13 protein-coding genes are annotated in these 17,443 nt (G+C 70.3%); 1 reads left to right on the top strand and 12 read right to left on the bottom strand.

Features of this window, described 5'->3' with window-relative positions:
• Positions 1 to 46 precede the first annotated feature (46 nt).
• The 8 genes from IM770_RS05090 to IM770_RS05125 are packed head-to-tail and all read right to left on the bottom strand — an operon-like array spanning position 47 to position 10,866.
• Positions 47 to 2,746 carry a beta-L-arabinofuranosidase domain-containing protein gene (locus IM770_RS05090; RefSeq protein ID WP_203580056.1) on the bottom strand — a complete coding sequence of 900 codons (2,700 nt, stop codon included), beginning with the start codon at positions 2,744 to 2,746 and terminating at the stop codon, positions 47 to 49.
• Positions 2,743 to 4,191 (bottom strand): aminopeptidase P family protein, encoded by a 1,449-nt coding sequence (locus IM770_RS05095; protein WP_203580057.1) that lies wholly within the window; start codon positions 4,189 to 4,191, stop codon positions 2,743 to 2,745. The genes IM770_RS05090 and IM770_RS05095 overlap by 4 nt, the downstream gene beginning before the upstream one ends.
• Positions 4,188 to 5,471, bottom strand: coding sequence for an alpha/beta fold hydrolase (locus IM770_RS05100; RefSeq protein WP_203580058.1), 1,284 nt, complete (start codon positions 5,469 to 5,471; stop codon positions 4,188 to 4,190). The genes IM770_RS05095 and IM770_RS05100 overlap by 4 nt, the downstream gene beginning before the upstream one ends.
• Positions 5,468 to 6,328 (bottom strand): ATP-binding cassette domain-containing protein, encoded by an 861-nt coding sequence (locus tag IM770_RS05105; protein ID WP_203580059.1) that lies wholly within the window; start codon positions 6,326 to 6,328, stop codon positions 5,468 to 5,470. The genes IM770_RS05100 and IM770_RS05105 overlap by 4 nt, the downstream gene beginning before the upstream one ends.
• Positions 6,325 to 7,200 (bottom strand): ABC transporter ATP-binding protein, encoded by an 876-nt coding sequence (locus tag IM770_RS05110; RefSeq protein ID WP_203580060.1) that lies wholly within the window; start codon positions 7,198 to 7,200, stop codon positions 6,325 to 6,327. The genes IM770_RS05105 and IM770_RS05110 overlap by 4 nt, the downstream gene beginning before the upstream one ends.
• A complete protein-coding gene (locus tag IM770_RS05115) occupies positions 7,197 to 8,195 on the bottom strand; it encodes an ABC transporter permease (protein ID WP_203580061.1) in 999 nt (332 codons plus the stop codon). Before IM770_RS05115 ends, IM770_RS05110 begins: the two co-directional genes overlap by 4 nt.
• Entirely contained in the window at positions 8,192 to 9,166 is a 975-nt protein-coding gene (locus tag IM770_RS05120; protein WP_203580062.1) for an ABC transporter permease, read from the bottom strand. Before IM770_RS05120 ends, IM770_RS05115 begins: the two co-directional genes overlap by 4 nt.
• Positions 9,167 to 9,168: 2 nt before the next feature.
• The gene (locus IM770_RS05125) at positions 9,169 to 10,866 is read right to left on the bottom strand and encodes an ABC transporter substrate-binding protein (protein ID WP_203580063.1); all 1,698 of its coding nucleotides are present in this window, start codon (positions 10,864 to 10,866) and stop codon (positions 9,169 to 9,171) included.
• Between the two features lie 161 nt (positions 10,867 to 11,027).
• Between IM770_RS05125 and IM770_RS05130 the strand changes: the two genes are divergently transcribed.
• Complete coding sequence (locus tag IM770_RS05130; RefSeq protein ID WP_203580064.1) at positions 11,028 to 12,164, top strand: aminotransferase class V-fold PLP-dependent enzyme; 1,137 nt, start codon at positions 11,028 to 11,030, stop codon at positions 12,162 to 12,164.
• 10 nt (positions 12,165 to 12,174) lie between these two features.
• On the opposite strand, the gene IM770_RS05135 is transcribed toward IM770_RS05130, so the two are convergent.
• The 4 genes from IM770_RS05135 to IM770_RS05150 all read right to left on the bottom strand — a co-directional run bounded on the left by IM770_RS05135 (position 12,175) and on the right by IM770_RS05150 (position 17,318).
• Positions 12,175 to 14,121 carry a glycoside hydrolase family 127 protein gene (locus tag IM770_RS05135; RefSeq protein WP_203580065.1) on the bottom strand — a complete coding sequence of 649 codons (1,947 nt, stop codon included), beginning with the start codon at positions 14,119 to 14,121 and terminating at the stop codon, positions 12,175 to 12,177.
• Positions 14,118 to 15,011 (bottom strand): carbohydrate ABC transporter permease, encoded by an 894-nt coding sequence (locus IM770_RS05140; RefSeq protein WP_203580066.1) that lies wholly within the window; start codon positions 15,009 to 15,011, stop codon positions 14,118 to 14,120. Before IM770_RS05140 ends, IM770_RS05135 begins: the two co-directional genes overlap by 4 nt.
• Before the next feature lie 11 nt (positions 15,012 to 15,022).
• Positions 15,023 to 15,955 carry a carbohydrate ABC transporter permease gene (locus IM770_RS05145; RefSeq protein ID WP_203580067.1) on the bottom strand — a complete coding sequence of 311 codons (933 nt, stop codon included), beginning with the start codon at positions 15,953 to 15,955 and terminating at the stop codon, positions 15,023 to 15,025.
• 61 nt (positions 15,956 to 16,016) lie between these two features.
• Positions 16,017 to 17,318, bottom strand: coding sequence for an ABC transporter substrate-binding protein (locus IM770_RS05150; protein ID WP_203580068.1), 1,302 nt, complete (start codon positions 17,316 to 17,318; stop codon positions 16,017 to 16,019).
• Positions 17,319 to 17,443: the final 125 nt, after the last annotated feature.

Raw genomic sequence — 17,443 nt, forward strand, 5'->3', positions numbered from 1 at the left:
GTCGATGGGTGCAATTGCAATTGTAATCACCGTGAGTCGGTTCCGTCTACGCCGGACGGCGTGGCGGCAGCACGAGCCGGCGGCGCGGCTCCTCGTTGCCCGCGCGGTCGGTCGCGGCGTATTCGATGATCTGCTCCTCATCGGTGAGCGCCCGCACGAAGGCCTCCTGGAACGTCGCCCAGAAGGTTCCCGGCCCCTCCCATTGGATGCGCTCCGCGCCCGACACGTCGTCGCGCGCGACGAACGTGATCTCCACGCTCGACCCGAGCGACTTCACCCGTGCCTCCGTCCGCGGCGGAGTCGTGTCGATGTGCAGCGTGCGCACCGCGAACCCCGTGCGCCCCTCGGCGCGCGCGCGTGCTTCCACGCGCACAGAGCCCTCGGCGCCGATCGCGAACGCGCCGGTGTACTCCTGCCACTCACCGCCGGCGATGCGCACCTCGACAGCGTCGAGCTCCCGCTGACCAGGTGCCGTGCGCACGCTGATCCGGGGCGGCAAGGTGTGCCAGCCGGACGCGGCGGGCTCGCCCACGAGGATCTCGACGATCGGGACGGATGCCGCGTCCTCGGCGTCCGCCGCCTGCTCGAGCCACGCCGCGGCCGCGGCGAGGTCGGGCGTGTCCTCCGGCTCGGCGTGCAGAGCGCCTGTGTCGAGCTCCATCGCGCCGCGCAGGACCGTGCGCGCCTCTGGGAGGGCGAGGAGGCCGTCGGCGTGACCGCCGCGCACAGCCCCGAGCACGCGCGCGACGAACGCGCTCCGGCTTCGAGGGAGCGGCTCGGCCCACACGTCGTTGAGGATCGTCGTTCCGTCTTCGCGACGGCGTGCGGCGACGCCCGTGTCGAAGCCCGCGAAGCCGATGGTGGCGTCAGCCGAGCGCACGTACATGTGGTACCTGGCGTCGGATCCTGTCCACACCGGCTCGAAGGGCACGCCGTCGACGTGCACGGCTCCCCGCGACGCCAGAGATCCGCCGGGGTCGGCATCGTCTGCGAGGATCGTGCCGTCCAGGAGGCGCCGGCGGTCGAGGGTCAGCTCCAGCCACGTCGTGCTGTCGGACCGTGCCGCCAGCACGCTCGGGCCGAACGCGAGGTGCCTCACCTGCGGGTCGTCCGGCGTCGGGACGGCCCGCAGGCTGATCGGCAGCTCGAGGACCAGCTCGTCGTCCGCGCTCCACTCATGCTCCACGACCGCATACTGCCCCGCAGGCGCGCGTTCCGCGACCGTCGTGGTGCCGATGTACGCGCTCGCATGGCCCGCGACCCACTCGGGGACGCGGACGTGCAGAGTGAGCGGCACCGGCGCGGAGGATGCGTCGAGCCGCTGCACCCGGACTCGCACCGCCGAGGCGAGAGGGAGATCCGAGTCGACGACCACCCGGATTCCCCGCTCGCGCCACGTCAGCGTCGCCGAGGTGTGGGGGTTGATCCACAGCTCGGCGTCGGCGCCCACGCCCCGGAAGAACACCGAGTCCTGATACTTGACGTGATTCTCCAGGCCGGTTCCGCCGCAGCAGGTGCCGACGTTGTCGTACTCGGGAAGGGCTCCCGGATGCACCGGGAACATGTAGGCGACCTCGGGGCTCGTGTCGGAGCGGGCGTCTCGTCGTGAGCCGAGGATGTGATTGAGCGCGCCGCGCTCGTAGTACTCCATGTACTTCGGGTCGAGCGTGTGCTGGAACAGCAGCCGGGAGAGCTTCAGCAGGTTGTAGGTCGCGCAGGTCTCGGCGTTGCGGTGTCCGATGTCGCCGGCGACCCGGCCCGCGGGACCCCACAGCTCGCTCTCACCGGTGCCGCCGTGCGCGTACATCCGGCCGGGGATCACCTGATCCCACAGCCCCACCGCGGCGTCCAGGTGATCGCGCTCGCCGGTCGCCTCGTACTCGTGGACGTAGCCGATGAGCTGCGGCAGGTGCTGGTTGGCGTGCATGCCGTCGAGGATGTCGCGGTGCGATGCGCCCGCGGCGACGAGCTCGTGCTGGTCGAACATGCGCGCCGTCTCGAGGAAGACAGGCTCGCCGGCGACGACGGCCAGTCGGGCCATCGTCTCGTTCATCCCCCCGAACTCGCCCGCGATGTACAGCGACCACATGTGCTGTCGGCGGGCGTCGTCGAGCCGCGAGAGGCGGCCGTGCACCCAGTGCCCCATCGCCGTCGCCACGGTGAGCGCCTGCGCGCTGCCGGTGAGCTCGTATGCGTCCAGAAGCCCGGCCATGATCTTGTGGCACGTGTAGTACGGCGCCCAGATCTCGCCGTACGGGGCGCCGTCCTCGAGGCGGGAGAACTGCCATTCGCCGTACGCGGCGAGGAAGCCGGGGTGCGAGTAGCGGCCCGTCGCCGCCAGCGCAGCCTGCACCTCGGCGAGCCCCGTCACGAACTCCTCGGTCTTCGCTTGCAGTGCCGGGTCGGACTCTCCGGAGGCGGCCATGGCGAGCATCGACAGGAAATGCCCGGCGTAGTGGCCGCGCAGCAGGTTGGCGGTCTGCGCGCCCTCCCGACCCGGGTAGTCGTGCTCGCTCCACGAGTCCTCCGCGGGGTGACCGAAGTCCTCCCATGACCCCGGCGGCAGCGCGCCGCGCGTGTCGAGCCCGGCATTGGCGCGGAACACCGCGAGCAGCCGATCCACCGGGTACACGCGGGCCAGATGGAGCATCTCGACGCGGGCGCGCTGGAACACGCTCGTCGCGCCCAGCCGGACGTCGGCGAGCGGGAAGTCGACTGCCCGCCGCGGGGCGGTCGCCGTCGTCATGCGGCGGATCCGAGGTGCACCCGGGTCCACTGCTCGACGCCCGCCGCGTCGATAGGAAGGGCGGCGGACAGCACCTCCGAGCCCGATCCGGTGACCAGCACATCGTCCTCCAGCCGCACCCCGATGCCGCGCAGCTCCGGAGGCAGCGTCAGATCGTGGGCGTGGAAGTAGAGTCCGGGCTCGACGGTCATGACGACGCCCGGCTCGAGGTCGGCGCCCATGTAGTCCTCGTAGTGCGCCTGGCTGCAGTCGTGCACGTCCAGCCCGAGGTGGTGCCCGATGCCGCACGCCAGGTACCGGCGGTGCTGCTGGCCCGCGGGGGAGAGCGCCTCGTCGACCGACACCGGGAGCAGCCCCCAGTCGTGCAGCCCCTGGGCGATGACCTCCATCGCGGCGAAGTGGAAGTCGAGGTACGGCGTGCCGGGACGGATCTGCGCGAGCCCGGCGCGGTGCGCCTTCTCGACGAGGTCGTGCACCGCCCGCTGAGACGTGGTGAAGGTGCCGGACGCGGGCACCGTGCGTGTGACGTCGGCCGTGTAGAGCGAGTGCGCCTCGACGCCCATGTCGAGCAGGAGGGCGGCGTGGGGAAGGATCGGCCCGTCGCAGCGCACCCAGTGCAGGATCGGGGCGTGCGCCCCCGAGCCGACGATCGTCGAGTACCCCGGGCCGTTGCCGAACGTGCGGGCATGCCGGTCGAACGTGCCCTGCAGCCAGCGTTCGCCGAGACCGTCGGTGATGGCCCGGGGCACCTCGGCGACCACGGCCGCGAACCCGCCGACCGTCGCGTCCACGGCGGCGCGCAGCTGCGTGATCTCCCACTCGTCCTTGACCATCCGCAGGCGCGACAGCGTGCGCTCGAGCTCCGGCGACACCGAGGCGCCCGTGGCCGCCGCCAGCGACGCTGCCGACCGCGCGGCATGCGCGCCGCGCAGATCGGCGTGCCGCGCCTCGAGCGCCTCGAGCGGCTCGACGGTCACCTGCAGGGCGTCGCTCCACTCCGGCAGCCCCGCCGAGGGGCCGACCCACAGCTCCCCGTGCAGGGCATCCGAGAAGAAGCCCGTGTCGCCGGGCCGGAACGGGCGCGGGAGGTACAGCACGGCGTCGTGGCCGCCGGCGACGGGCCACATCACCAGTACGGCGTCCTCGACCTGGCAGCCCGTGAGCCACACGAAGCTGCTGTCGGCGCGGAATCCGTATGCCGCGTCGTCGTTGCGGATGGGTGCGGTGCCTGCCGCGGCGACGAGCGTCAGGCCAGGCAGGGCCGCGCTCAGGCGCGCCCGGTGGGATGCCGCGGCCGCCGCGGTGCCGACGGGGAGCGCGGGGTGCACGGCGACGTCGTCCCACCCCGTCGCGATGAACTCCGTGAAGGCCGGGATCTCGGCGAGCCGCGGGTACCGCGAGCCCGCGTAGGGCGGCCGGACGTCGGCGGTGTGCTGGTGCGTCATCGTGTCTCTCCTCCGCGGTCGCGCACGAGTTCCCGCAGCGCGGTGAACGTCCGGCCCGAACCGATTCCGTCGTGCTCGAATTCGTTGGTGACCCAGTACTGGGCGTTGCCGATGCGCGACAGCGAGTCGAGCTGCAGCCCCGCATCCACGAACATGTCGTCGAAGTACACGGCCGCGGCGAGCGGCACCTGCGAGGCGGCCAGCCGGTCGGCGTCGTACAGCGGCGTCCACGCGCTCCGCGCGGCGAGGGAGTGCACCGCATCGCGGAAGCCGCGCAGCAGACGCACCTCGTCGAACATCCACGGGAACGCCATCTCGCCCGTGAAGAGCAGCGGTCGGCGATCCGGGTCGAACTCGGGCCGTGCGTCCCGCGCTTGCTGGGCCGCCCAGCCGGTGGGTCCGCTCTCCGGGTCGCCGTAGATCGACTCCTGCAGCGTCCAGAACAGCGGGCCGCCGGCGCTCGAGGTCAGCGACATGGCATCCTGCAGGAACCCCGTCGACAGCCGCCCCGGCCGGGTGAAGGCCTTCTCGATGAGCCAGTGCAGGCGCTCGTGCCCGGGCTTCATGCCGAGGTCGATTCCCAGCGACTGGAAGCGGTGGACCGTCAGACGGTCGCCGTCGGGGAGAAGCACCTCCTGCTGCGAGAGCACGTCGGCGATGCGGCCGACGGCCGCGGCGTCGTCGGGGAACCGCCGGTAGAGCTCGGCCGTCTTCTGCGCCACGCGGTCGAACGTGCGCGCGTAGACCTCGCTCGCGCGGGGCGGCGTGCCCGGGATTCCTCCGCATACGTAGCAGGCGGCCAGCGCCTCGGGTGCGAGAGAGAGGTAGGTGAGGGTGAGGAAGCCGCCGTAGCTCTGTGCGAGGGTCGCCCAACGGCGGCCCCCGTAGCGCGTCGTTCGCACGTGCTCGAGATCGCGGACGATGGAGTCGGCACGGAACAGCGCGAGGAGGTCGGCGCCGGCCTCGCCGCCCAGCGGTTCGACGTCGGCGGCCTCCAGCGGGTGGCTGCGCCCCGTGCCTCGCTGGTCGACGAGCACGACGCGGTAGTCGGCGAGCGCCTCGTCGAGCCAGCCGTCGCGTCGCAGCGGGCGCGGGTTGGCGCCGCCGGGGCCGCCCTGCAGGTAGGTGAGGAGCGGAAGATCGTCGCTCACCCGCGCGGGGTCGACGAGTTCGCGCACGAACACCTCGATCGAAGGGCTGCCTGGGTCGTCCCAGTCGAGCGGGACGTCGACGTAAGTCTCGGTCACGTGGATGCCGGGCAGGTGGTACGTGGTCGTCATGAGGCCTCCGATGCCATCGCCGTGCGGCGTCTCTCCGCCTCGCGTCGGCGCGCGTCCCACGCCGGGTCGATACGAGGGACGGCCGCGAGGAGCGTGCGCGTGTACTCGTCCTGCGGGTCGGTGAAGATGCGGTCGCGCTCGCCCTGCTCCACGATCCGGCCCCTGCTCATGACCGCCACGCGGGTCGCGATCTGGCGCACGACGGCGAGGTCGTGCGCGATGAACAGGTAGCCGAACCCCTCGTCGCGCTGGAGCGAGCGCAGCAGGTTGATGACCTGCGCCTGCACCGAGACGTCGAGCGCCGACACGGCCTCGTCGCAGATCACGAGCTTGGGGCCGACCGCGAGAGCGCGCGCGATGCCGATCCGCTGCGCCTGGCCGCCCGAGAACTGCGCGGGGTAGCGCCCGGAATGGTCGGGGTTCAGACCCACCCGCTCCATCAGACCGCGCGTGAACGCGCGCGCCCCGCCCGGGATCTTGCGCTTCTGGTAGCGCAGCGGCGCGGTCACCAGGCCCTCGACGGTGTGCCGGGGGTTCAGCGACGAGTACGGATCCTGGAAGATCACCTGGACGTCGCTGCGGAAGGAGTGCAGCGCACGGCCCTTGAGCTTCGTGACGTCCTGGCCCTCGAACTCCACCGTGCCGGAGGTCGGCTCCATCAGGCGTGCGACGATGCGCGCCGTCGTCGACTTGCCCGAGCCGGACTCGCCGACCAGGGCGAGGGTCTCGCCGCGGTGCACGTCGAACGAGACGTCGTCGATGGCGCGGAAGGTGGTGGCGCGGCCGAGCATCGCTCCGTGGCTGGTGAACTCCTTCACCAGACCGGTCGCACGGCACAGGGGCGTGGCATCCGTCATCGCTTCTCCTTCGCGGGCAGGACGGGGACGGCCGTCGTGCGGAGTTCGCCGATCTCGTCGTCGATGCGCGGCACCGCATCGAGGAGCCGACGGGTGTACTCGTGCTGGGGATCGCTGAAGACATCCTCGACGGTCCCCTTCTCGACGAGGCGCCCGCCCCGCATGACCACGATCCGGTCGGCCACCTCGCTCACCACCGCGAGATCGTGCGTGATCAGGATCAGCCCGGCGCCCGTCTCGCGGCGGATCTCGGCGAGCAGCGCCAGGATCTGCGCCTGCACCGTCACGTCGAGCGCGGTCGTCGGCTCATCGGCGATGATCAGGTCGGGCTCCATGCTGAGTGCCATCGCGATCATGATGCGCTGGCGCATGCCGCCCGAGAACTGATGCGGGTAGTGGTCCGCCCGGCGAGCCGCCTCGTGGATGTGGACACGCTCCATCGCCTCGATCGCGACCTTCTTCGCGGCGCGCGCCGACACCCCGGACCGGTGCGAGCGGTACGCCTCGGCGATCTGGACGCCGACCGTGTAGTAGGGGTTCAGCGATGACAGCGGGTCCTGGAAGATCATCGCGATGCGGTCGCCGCGGATGCGGCGCATCGCGCTCTCGCGCTGCGTCAGAAGGTCTTTGCCGTCGAATGCGATCGAGCCCGTCGCCGCGCCGCCCTTCGGCAGCAGGCCCATGATCGCGAGACTCGTCATCGACTTGCCCGACCCCGATTCGCCGACGATCCCGAGGGCGCCGCCGCGCGGCACGGAGAAGTCGACGGAGTCGACCACGCGGGCGACGCCGTTCGCCGTGCGGAACTCGACGCTCAGGTCTTCGACGCGCAGCAGGTCGCTGGTCGTAGGGTTCACGTTCTCTCCGGTCATGCGCGCGCCGCCGTCCGTACGCGAGGGTCGATCGCCGTGTACAGCAGATCCACGACGAGGTTGCCGACGATGACGAAGAACGCCGACAGCAGCGTCACCGCCATGATCACCGGCTGGTCGTTCGACGAGATCGAGTCGGCGGTGAGCTTGCCGACGCCGTTGAGGCCGAAGACGGTCTCGGTGATCACCGCGCCGCCGAGCAGCCCGGCGATGTCCATGCCGAAGATCGTCACGATCGGGGTGAGTGCGGGGCGCAGGGCGTGTCGGCGCCAGACCAGCGCGGCGCTCAGTCCCTTCGCGTTGGCGGTGCGGACGAAGTTCTCCTGCAGAGTCTCGATGACGTTCGCGCGGGTGAGCCTCGTGTACACCGCCGCGTAGCCGACGGCCAGCACGATCCACGGCATGAGGAAGTTGAGGAACCACTGACCGGGATCGTCCGCGAACGGCACCGCCTGGGGGAACGGAAGCCAGCCCAGCGCGACCACGAGGACGAACTGCAGCACGAGCGCGAGCACGTAGTTGGGGATCGACATCGCGCCGAGGGTGAGACCGGCGATGAACTTGTCGGTGAATCTGCCCTCGCGGACGGCGCTCAGCACGCCGCCGACGAGACCGCCGATGAGCCACAGGATCGCGGCGCCGATGGCGATCGTCGCCGAGATGGGCAGCCGCTGCACGATCATCTCGCTCACGAGCTGGCCGGTCTGGAACGAGTAGCCGAGACACGGGGCGGGGCAGCTCACGACGGCGCCGGCGACGACGTACTCGCGGCCGGTGAACAGGCCCGAGACGTACTCCCAGAACTGCTGCCAGAACGGCAGGTCGAGGCCCAGGTTGGCGCGGATCTGCTCGATGCGCTCCGGGTTGCAGTTCTTGCCGCAGATCTGCACCGCCGGGTCGGGCGAGAGGACGAAGAAGATGACGTAGGTGAAGAGGGTGACCAGGAAGAGCACGACGAGCATGCCCAGGACACGGGAGCCGACGTAGCGGATCATGCACGCACCTCCGAGCTGCCGATGAGCACGCGGATGCGGTCACCCAGCGTCGTGAACGACAGCACGAGCAGGAAGAGGAAGGTGCCGGGGATGATGAAGTACATCGGATCGACGGCGTACCAGGGCGCCGCCGCGGCGATCATCTGGCCCCAGCTGGGCGTCGGCGGCACGACGCCGACGCCGAGGAACGACAGCCCCGCCTCGGTGCCGATGTAGCCGGGCACGGCGAGTGTCGCCATGACGACGATCGTCGACATCAGATTGGGCAGGATCTCGCGGAAGATGATGTGCGCGCCCGAGGCCCCCGAGGCGCGCGCGGACTCCACGAACTCGCGCTCCTTGAGCGACAGCGTCTGGGAGCGCACGATGCGCGCGAGGTAGGGCCAGCCGAAGAACGAGATCACGATCACCAGCAGCACGACGCGGTTGTCGGAGGGCAGCGCCGACAGGATGGCGATCATGAAGATGAGGGCGGGGAAGGCCATCAGGAACTCCATCACCCGCGAGACGACGGTGTCGATCCACCCGCCGAAGTAGCCGGCGAGGAGTCCGAAGACCACGCCCAGGATCGTGGTGAGGAAGGTGGCTGACAGCGCGACGGTCATCGACACGCGTGCGCCGTAGGCGATGCGGGCGAAGATGTCGCGTCCGCTGCCGGGCTCGACGCCGAACCAGTGCTCGGCGCTGATGCCTCCGAGCGGGCCCAGGGGGATGGAGCCCATGTTCGGATCGATCGCGCTCTGGTCGAATTCGTACGGCCCCCACCCGCTCAGCAGCACGAGGAGCGGGGCGAAGATCGCCATGAGCAGGATCAGGACGATGTAGGCGAGCGAGAGCATCGCCGGCACATCGGCGAGGAATCCGTGGAGAAGCTTGCGGCCAGAGGCCGGGCGGTTCGCCAGTGACTCTTCGAGTACTGGGTCGCCGCCCGGCGTGGCCTCGACCTCGATGACGGTCGAGGGGATGGTCATGCTCAGCCCTTCGAGGGGTCCTTCAGACCGACGATGGTGAGATCGGTCATGTTGGTGCTGGGGTAGTAGCCCGCGATGTTCGTGCCCGGCAGGAAGATGCCGTTCTCGAACACGAGCGGCGCGATCGGAGCGAGCTCCATGATCTGCTCGTCGAGGTCGCCCCACGCGGCATTCGCCTCGTCGACGTCCGTCATCGCCCGCACCTCTGCGATCCGCGCGTTCACGGCCGGGTCGTTGAGCTGGGCGAGGTTCTGGTTGCCCTTCTCGGTGATCATGGCGCCGTCGAACAACGGGGGGATGAACGTGCTGGCGCTCGACGCCCAGTCGGGGCACCAGCCGGTGATGGCGGCGTCGTTCTGCTGCGCCGGCGTGGCGATCGTCTCGTAGTAGATCGCGGTGTCGATCACGTTGAGATTGGCCGTGATGCCGACCTTCTCCAGCGACTGCTGCACAGCCTCCGCCTGAGCCTGCATCGCCGGCTGCGAGCGGATGTCGAGCGTGAAGTCGAAGCCGTCGGGCAGGCCGGCCTCGGCGAGCAGGGCCTGGGCCTCTTCGACGTTGCCGCCCTCGTCGGTGGCGGGATACAGGTCGAACTCCCGGTGGCCGTTCACCGCCGGCGGGATGATGGTCGTGGCGACGTCTGCGAGCTGGTTGCCGCCCGAAGCGTTCTGCACGGTGGTGCGGTCCAGCGCCCAGTTGACAGCCTGACGCACGCGCACGTCGTCGAACGGCTCCTTGGTGGTGTTCATCGACATGTAGGTCGTGCAGAAGGCCGGCGCCTTGATGGCGCGCTCCTGCAGCTCGGGGGTCTGGATGCGCGGAAGCGCGGCGCCGGAGATCTTGCCCGCGATCGCATTGACGTCGTCGCCCTGGCCGGCGATCATCCGCTCCTCGATCGTCGCGCCGTCGATGCCCATGTCGAACTGCCAGGCGTCGGGGTACGCCTTGCGCACGTCGTCGGTCTCGGCGTTCCAGTGCTCGTTGCGGACGAGCTTGATCGTGCTGCCCGGCGTGTAGCTGTCGAGGGTGTACGGGCCGGAGGCGATCACGTCGTTGATGAACTCGTCGCCGCCGCCCGTGCCGAGGGGGAAGGGCACCGCGTTGGACTGCGCGAGCACGTTGTCGAACTCGGGGAACGGTGCCTTGAGGTGGAAGACGATCGTCTTCTCGTCGGGCGTCTCGATCGTCGGGATCTCGCCGGAGACGTAGGGACCCTCGTAGTCGGCGGGAGCGTCGATGACGTTCTTCAGGTAGGGCGAGCCGATGCCGATCTGCGGATCCCACGCGCGCGAGATGCCGAACTTGACCTCGGCCGAGGTGATCGGGTCGCCGTTGTCGAACGCGAGGTCGTCCTTGAGCGTGTAGGTCCAGGTCAGGCCGTCCTCGGACGCCTCGCCCAGCGACTCGGCGAGGTCGGGAACGATCGCGTTCGGGTCGTCGGCATCTCCGGCGGCCTGCATGGTGAGGCCGCGGTAGAGCAGGCGGTAGAACGCGTTGACCCCGCCGTCCCAGCCGCGCGCCGGGTCGAGGTACGAGAAGTCGGCGTTCTGGAGCATGTGCACCGTGCCGCCCTTCTGGGGCTGGTCCGACGTGCCCTGCGTCGGTGCCGAGGACGTCGTGTCCCCGGAGCATCCGGCCAGCAGCAGGGCTGCGCTCATGCCGACCGCGATTACTCCGGCGGCTCTCATCTTGGAGGTCATCTGGCGACCGTTCCTTTCCTCTTGCTCCGTTGCGTCGAGTGACTCAACAATGAAACAACATGACGGTGCAATGTACAACTGCACCTAATACCTAGAGTTTTCTATCGCGTCGCGCGCCCGTGCCGATGCGGTCGTGACCGAATCGTCATCCTGGAGGTCTGATGTTTACACCCGCGAAACACACGCCGAGCGCGACCGCGGTCGAGGAGTACCTCCACGCGTTCGCGGCGACTTCAGGACATCTCGACTTCGCGCGGTTCGGGCCGCCGTCGCTCGGCGTGGGCGCGGCGGCAGCCGGGTTCTGGAGCGCGGCCGCCGAGGGTGACGTCGACGAGGCGGCGGAGGATCTCCGCGCGCGCGAGCGGGTCGCGTGTCTCGTCGGCGTGCCGGCCACCGACGTGTCGCTGGTGCCCAGCACCTCGCTCGGGCTGTTCCACGTCGCCTTCGCGCTGCGCGGGGGCGAGGTGCTGGTGTCCAGGGGCGAGTTCCCCGCGAACCTGTACCCCTGGTGGCGCGCGGAGGAGCTCGGCATCCTGCGGGTGCGCGATCTGCCCGCGGCGCAGCTGACCGCGCCGGTCACGCCCGAGCGCATCGCCGACGCGCTCGCCCCGACGACGACGGCGGTCGCCGTCAGCGCGGTGGATTTCCGCACCGGATGGCGTGCCGACCTCGCGGGCATCCGCGGCGTGATCGGCGATCGGCTGCTCGTCGTGGACGCGATCCAGGCCGCCGGCGCGGTCGACATGCCGTTCGAGCACGCCGACGTGGTGATCGCGGGCGGCCAGAAGTGGCTGCGGGCCGGGTGGGGAACCGGGTTCGTCACCGTGTCGCCGCGCGCGCTGGCGGCGATGTCGCCGAGGCTGAGCGGGTGGACGGGAGTCGAGCGCCCCGGCGAGTACGACGGCACGCGGCATCCCGCGCTCGCCGGTGCGAAGCATCTCGGTCTCACCAACGGTTCGCCCGCCTCGGCGCGCATGCTGGCGGCCGCGCTCGAACTCATCGGCTCCGTCGGCGTCGGCCTCATCGAGCAGCGGATCTCGGAGCGGGTCGAGGCGCTGATCGCGCATCTGGACGCGGCGGGCGCCGAGGTCGTCTCGCCGCGGCCGCCCGCCGATCGCGCCGGGATCGTCGTCGCGCGGTGGGGCGACGGATCGGCGGGGGAGCGCCGCCGCCGGCTCGCCGCGCACGGCGTGACGGTCACGGTGCACGGCGACGACCGGCTGCGGTTCTCGCTGCACGCCACGACCGAGCTCGACGGGCTCGGCGCGGTCGCCGAGCTCGCGAGCGCGCCGCTGTGACGCCGCACGCTCAGTCGGCCACCGGGATCCACACGCGCATCGTCGAGGGTCCCCGCTCTGCCCACTCGTGATAGGGCACGAGCGGGACCTGGACGGATGCCGCAGCCTCGAGCGCGCCGCCGGGCGCGGTGTACGGCCAGCCGCCCCCGTCGGCCGTGAGCGGCACGACCTCGATCCACACGCGGCCGTCACGCTCGACGGGCACGGCGGCCGGCGCCAGCGCGACAGCGGCCACATCGTCGACCCCCGTCGCGCCGAGATCGACCGACTCGAGCGCGAACACCTCCGGCCCGCGCTCCACGACCAGGCATCCGCGCACGGCGTCGATGCGTTCGTCCGGGGCGTTGAGCCGCGGCGCCATCGGCAGGTCGAGCTCGACGACATCGCCGGCGCGGAACGCGCGCCGCACCTCCACCGAACCGGTCGTCGCCTCGCGGTCCTCGGCAACCGCCCCGTCGGCCGTCACCACCTGAACCCGCGCGCCCTCGGCCCACGCGGGCACGCGCAGCGTGAGCGTCCAGGGCGCGTCGGTGGCGGCATCCGCTCGCGAGATCACGCGGATCAGCCCCGAGACCGGATAGTCCGTCTCGACGTCGAAGGCGACCCGGCGGCCGTCGTCGAGGGTCGTTCGCACGATGGCGGGCGCGTACTGGTGCAGCTGCACGCCCTCGGCGTCGGCGGTGGCGACGTACGCGTCCAGACTCGCCAGCGTGCGGGCCACGTTCGGCGGGCAGCACGACACCTCGAACCACGGCGCGCGCAGCGACGACGAGGCGCGCGGCGACGTCGTGTCGGGGTCGGCGAGCACGCCGGGCACGCGCTGATGCAGCGTGTTGGCGTAGAAGAACGCGCGTCCGTCGGGCGCCGGCGAGGTGGCGACCACGTTGTAGAGCGTGCGCTCGATCAGGTCGGCGTGGCGCGGATCGCCGCCGGCGAGCAGCAGCCGCCACGAGAACATGATCGAGCCGACGCTCGCGCACGTCTCGGAGTAGGCGCGGTCCGCGGGCAGCTCCCAGTCCTCGCCGAAGGCCTCGTCCTGGTGATGGGATCCCTGGCCGCCCGTGACGTACGTGCGCCGCGCGACCGTGCGGTCCCACTGGCGCCGCAGGGCGTCGAGCAGCTCGGTGTCGCCGGTGTCGACCGCGACATCGGTTGCGCCTGCCGACAGGTAGTTCGCGCGCACCGCGTGGCCGCGCAGCACCTCGGCGTCGCGGACGGGGAGGTCGTCCTGGAAGTACTTGCGCCCCCACTCGATGTCGCGCAGCGTGCCGCGGCCGTGACGCTCGATGAAGAGCCGCGCCTGCTCGAGGTAGCGGTCGTCGCCGGTCGCGCGCGCGAGCTCGGCGAGTCCCACCTCGATCTCGGCGTGCCCGCAGATGCCGTCCCGGCCGTCCGCGCCGAACTCGCGGCACACCAGGTCGGCGGCGCGCCGGGCGATCTCGAGCAGGCCGTCGTCGGCATCCGGCCGAGTCCGTGCCCTGGCCACCGCGGCCTGGAACAGGTGTCCGAGGCAGTAGAGCTCGTGGCCCCACTCGAGGTCGGACCACCGCGCTCCTTGGCCCGGTCGGCCGAACATCGTGTTGAGGTAGCCGTCCGGCTCCTGGGCGGCGGCGACGCGGGCGACGACCGCACGGAACCGCTCCTCGAGCGCGGCGTCGTCGCTGCGGCCGATCTCCCACGCGAGCGCCTCGAGGTACTTGTACACCTCGGAGTCCGAGAACTCGCGTCCGCGCCGGCCTGCCGGGAGCGTGCCGGCGACGGCGAGGTCGAAGTTCGGCAGCCATCCTTCGGACTCGAGTCGGGAGCCGATGTGCTGCAGCGTCCCGGCCGCGTTGACCGCCTGACGGTCGCCCCAGAAGCCGCCGGTGATGCGGACGGCGTCCTGGCCGAGCGGGCGCAGGCGGCCGTGCGCCGGTGCGACGGGCGCCTGAGGTGTGGTGGTGGTCTGCATGGTCATCCCTTGAAGGCTCCCGACATGAATCCGCGGACGTAGTGGCGTTGGAGGATGAGGAACAGCACGACGCAGGGCAGTGCGAGCACGACGACCCCCGCCTCGGTCGCCCCGTAGTCGATGACGCCCTGCACCTGCACGCGGAGATTCGAGACGGCCAGCGGCAGCGTCATCCGATTGGTGTCCGTGATCAGGATGAGGGGCGCCATGAAGTCGTTCCAGGCGGCGAGGAAGGCGAACATGCCGACCGTGATCAGGCCGGGCTTCACCGCCGGCAGCAGCACGCGCCGCAGTGCGCCGAAGGTGGTCGCACCGTCGACCATCGCGGCTTCGTCGAGCTCGCGCGGGACCGACTCGAACGAGATGCGCATCATGAACATCGAGAACGGCAGCTGGAACATCGTGAGCACGATCGCGACGCCGACGAGCGAATTGCTCAGGCCGACGGCGTTGAGGATCACGTACAGCGGGATGAGCAGCGTCGTGTACGGGACCATGAGGATCGCGAGCACGGTGAGGAACAGCAGGTTCTTGCCCGGGAACGAGAAGCGCGCGAACGCGTACCCGCCGAGCGTCGAGACGACGAGGGTCAGCAGCACCGTGAGGAGGGCGACGAACGTCGAGTTGCCCAGATACACCCAGATGCCGGCCTGGTAGTTCGCCAGCGCGGCGTAGTTGCCGAGGCCCCAGCCCTCAGGCTGGCTGGTGCCGGCTCGCGGGGCGACGGACGAGACGGCCGTCCAGATGAGCGGGTACAGGAACATGATGGCGAGTGCGGTCGTGAGCACCGCATACGGGATGCCAAGCACGACCCGCGCGGCGGGCGAGCGGCGCCCCTGCCGAGAGGGCTTCACGGTGATGAGCGTCGTCGCCGAGGGAAGGGTCTGCACGGACATGGCGGGTCTCCTCAGTCCTCGTCGGTGCGGCGGAACGCGCGCAGCTGGGCGATGTTGATGAGGATCAGGGCGCCGAGCACGATGACCGACAGCGCGGCGGCGATGCCGAGGTTGTTCTGGCCCTGGAAGGCGACGTTGTAGATCAGCTGCACGATCGTCATCGTGCTGTTGTCGGGTCCGCCCTTGGTGAGGATGTAGAACTGCTCGAACGCGAGCAGCGACCCGGTCACGCACAGCACGATGGTCAACGCGAATGTCGGACGCAGCAGCGGCAGTGTGATGGTGCGGAACGTCTGCCATGTGGACGCGCCGTCGATGCGGGCGGCCTCGTAGACGTCGTCGGGGATCGCCTGCAGCCCCACGAGCATGAGCAGCATGTAGAACCCCGCATAGCGCCACACGATCAGGAACACCGTCGACCACAGCGCGCCCTCGGGGGTGCCGAGGAAGGTGAAGCCCCACGACTGCATCAGGTCGGCGAACGGCCCGGCGTACGGGGAGTAGAGCACGTAGAAGAGGAGGGATGCCGAGGCCAGGCCCAGTGCGCTGGGCACGAGGAACGACGTGCGCAGGATCGACTTCCAGCGCGTCGACTCCTGCACGAGCAGGGCGAGGCCGAGACCCAGTCCGATGAGCAGGATCGTCGTGATGACCGTGTACTTCAGCGTGAACCACGTGGCATCCCAGAAGAGCCGGTGGTCGACCGCGTCGACGTAGTTGTCGGGGAGGTTCCAGCCCTGGTTGCCCGACAGCAGCGGCCAATCCGAGGCCGACATCTGCAGCACGAGCGCCAGCGGCACGAGGAAGACGAACACCACGAAGAGAGCGGTCGGCGACGCGTACAGCCAGCCGCGGAGCGCCTCGCGGCGTGCGCGCGACGTACGGCGTTGCGGGGGCGGTGCGGTCGGCGGGCTGGTCGTCGGACTCAGCGTCTGAGCAGACATGGTGATCGTTCTCCGGTGGGGGTGGGGGCGGCGGCCCGGTCGCACGGGCCGCCGCCTCGGGTCACTGCGCGAGGATCTCGGTGATGCCGTCGTTGTCGGCGTCGACCGTGTCGGTGCCCTCGAGCACGGCATTGCGCACCAGGGTCAGCCACGGGCTGCCCGGGGCGTTGAACGCCTGCTGGAAGTTGAGGGCCACCGGGGTGTCGCCCTCGGACGCCACCTCGTTGATGGTGACCAGGCGCGGGTCCTCGGCCGCGTACTCGTTGTCGGCGAAGTCGGCGCGCGAGACCACGTCGTTGTTCTTCGCCAGCACCTCCACCTGGGCGTCCTCCGACATCAGCCACGTCAGGAAGTTCCAGGCCTGCGCGGCCTTCTTCGAGTCCTTCGAGATGCCGATGCCGTCACCGCCGACGAACGTCGAGGCGCCGCCGTCGACACCGGGGATGCCGGCGACGCCCGCGTCGAACGGGGTCGAGGACAGCAGCGTAGCGGGGTAGAACATCAGGCCGACGTTGCCCTCGGTGAAGCCGGCGGTCCAGGTCGGTCCGGCTTCGTCCTGCGAGCTCGGCAGCACGGCGCCGGACTCCCACAGATCCCGCCACGTGTCGTAGATCTCCTTGGCGGCGTCGTTCGCGAGCAGCGACTCGCGCCCGTCGTCGCTCAGGACCTCTTCACCCGATGCCCAGATGCTGGGGAACCAGGTGAAGACGAGGCATCCGCCGCAGTTCAGGCCTGTCGCCGTGCCGTAGACGCCGTCCTTGCCGAGCGCCTGGATCTTCTTCGCCGCGTCCGCATACTCGGCCATCGTGGCCGGCGCCTTGTCGGGGTCGAGACCTGCCTCTTCGAACAGCTCCTTGTTCCAGAACAGCATCGACAGGTCGAGCACGAAGGGGAGCACGTGCTCGTTGCCGTCGGCATCGGTGCCGGCCGAGAGGTGGCCCTTGTTGATCTGGTCCTTGTAGTCCAGCCCGTCGATCTGCGCGGTCAGGTCCTGGAAGAGGCCCTGCTCGACCCAGTTCGGCACGTAGACGATGTCGGCGGCGAACAGGTCGGGCAGACCGCCCGAACCGGCGGCCGCGCCGACCTTGGCCACGTAGTCGTCGTTCGGGACGACCGTCAGCTCCACCTGGTTCTCGTGCGTCTCGTTGTAGGCGTCCACCAGCAGGTTCGCCTGCTTCTCGAGAGGCGCGCGCGTCCACAGGGTGAGGGTGGTGCCGTCATCGGTGCCCTCGGTCGGGATGTCCTCCGGCGCGGTGCTCGCGCCCCCGGTGCCGGAGCAGCCGGCCAGGCCCACGAGGGCGCCCGAGAGGAGGAGTGCGGTCGCGGCCCGCAAGCCCGCGGCGCGACGTCGGGTGTGTGTCATTGCAGTCTCCTTGGCTCATCGTCGAGCGGGCGCCTGCGCGAGGCAGCGCCGCTGCTGTGTGGGATTCCGAAAACATCGAAATCGCTTTCGGCAAGGTATCGTGTGGGAACACGGGCGGTCAAGAC

The sequence above is a fragment of the Microbacterium hibisci genome, from assembly GCF_015278255.1.
Taxonomy (GTDB): domain Bacteria; phylum Actinomycetota; class Actinomycetes; order Actinomycetales; family Microbacteriaceae; genus Microbacterium; species Microbacterium hibisci.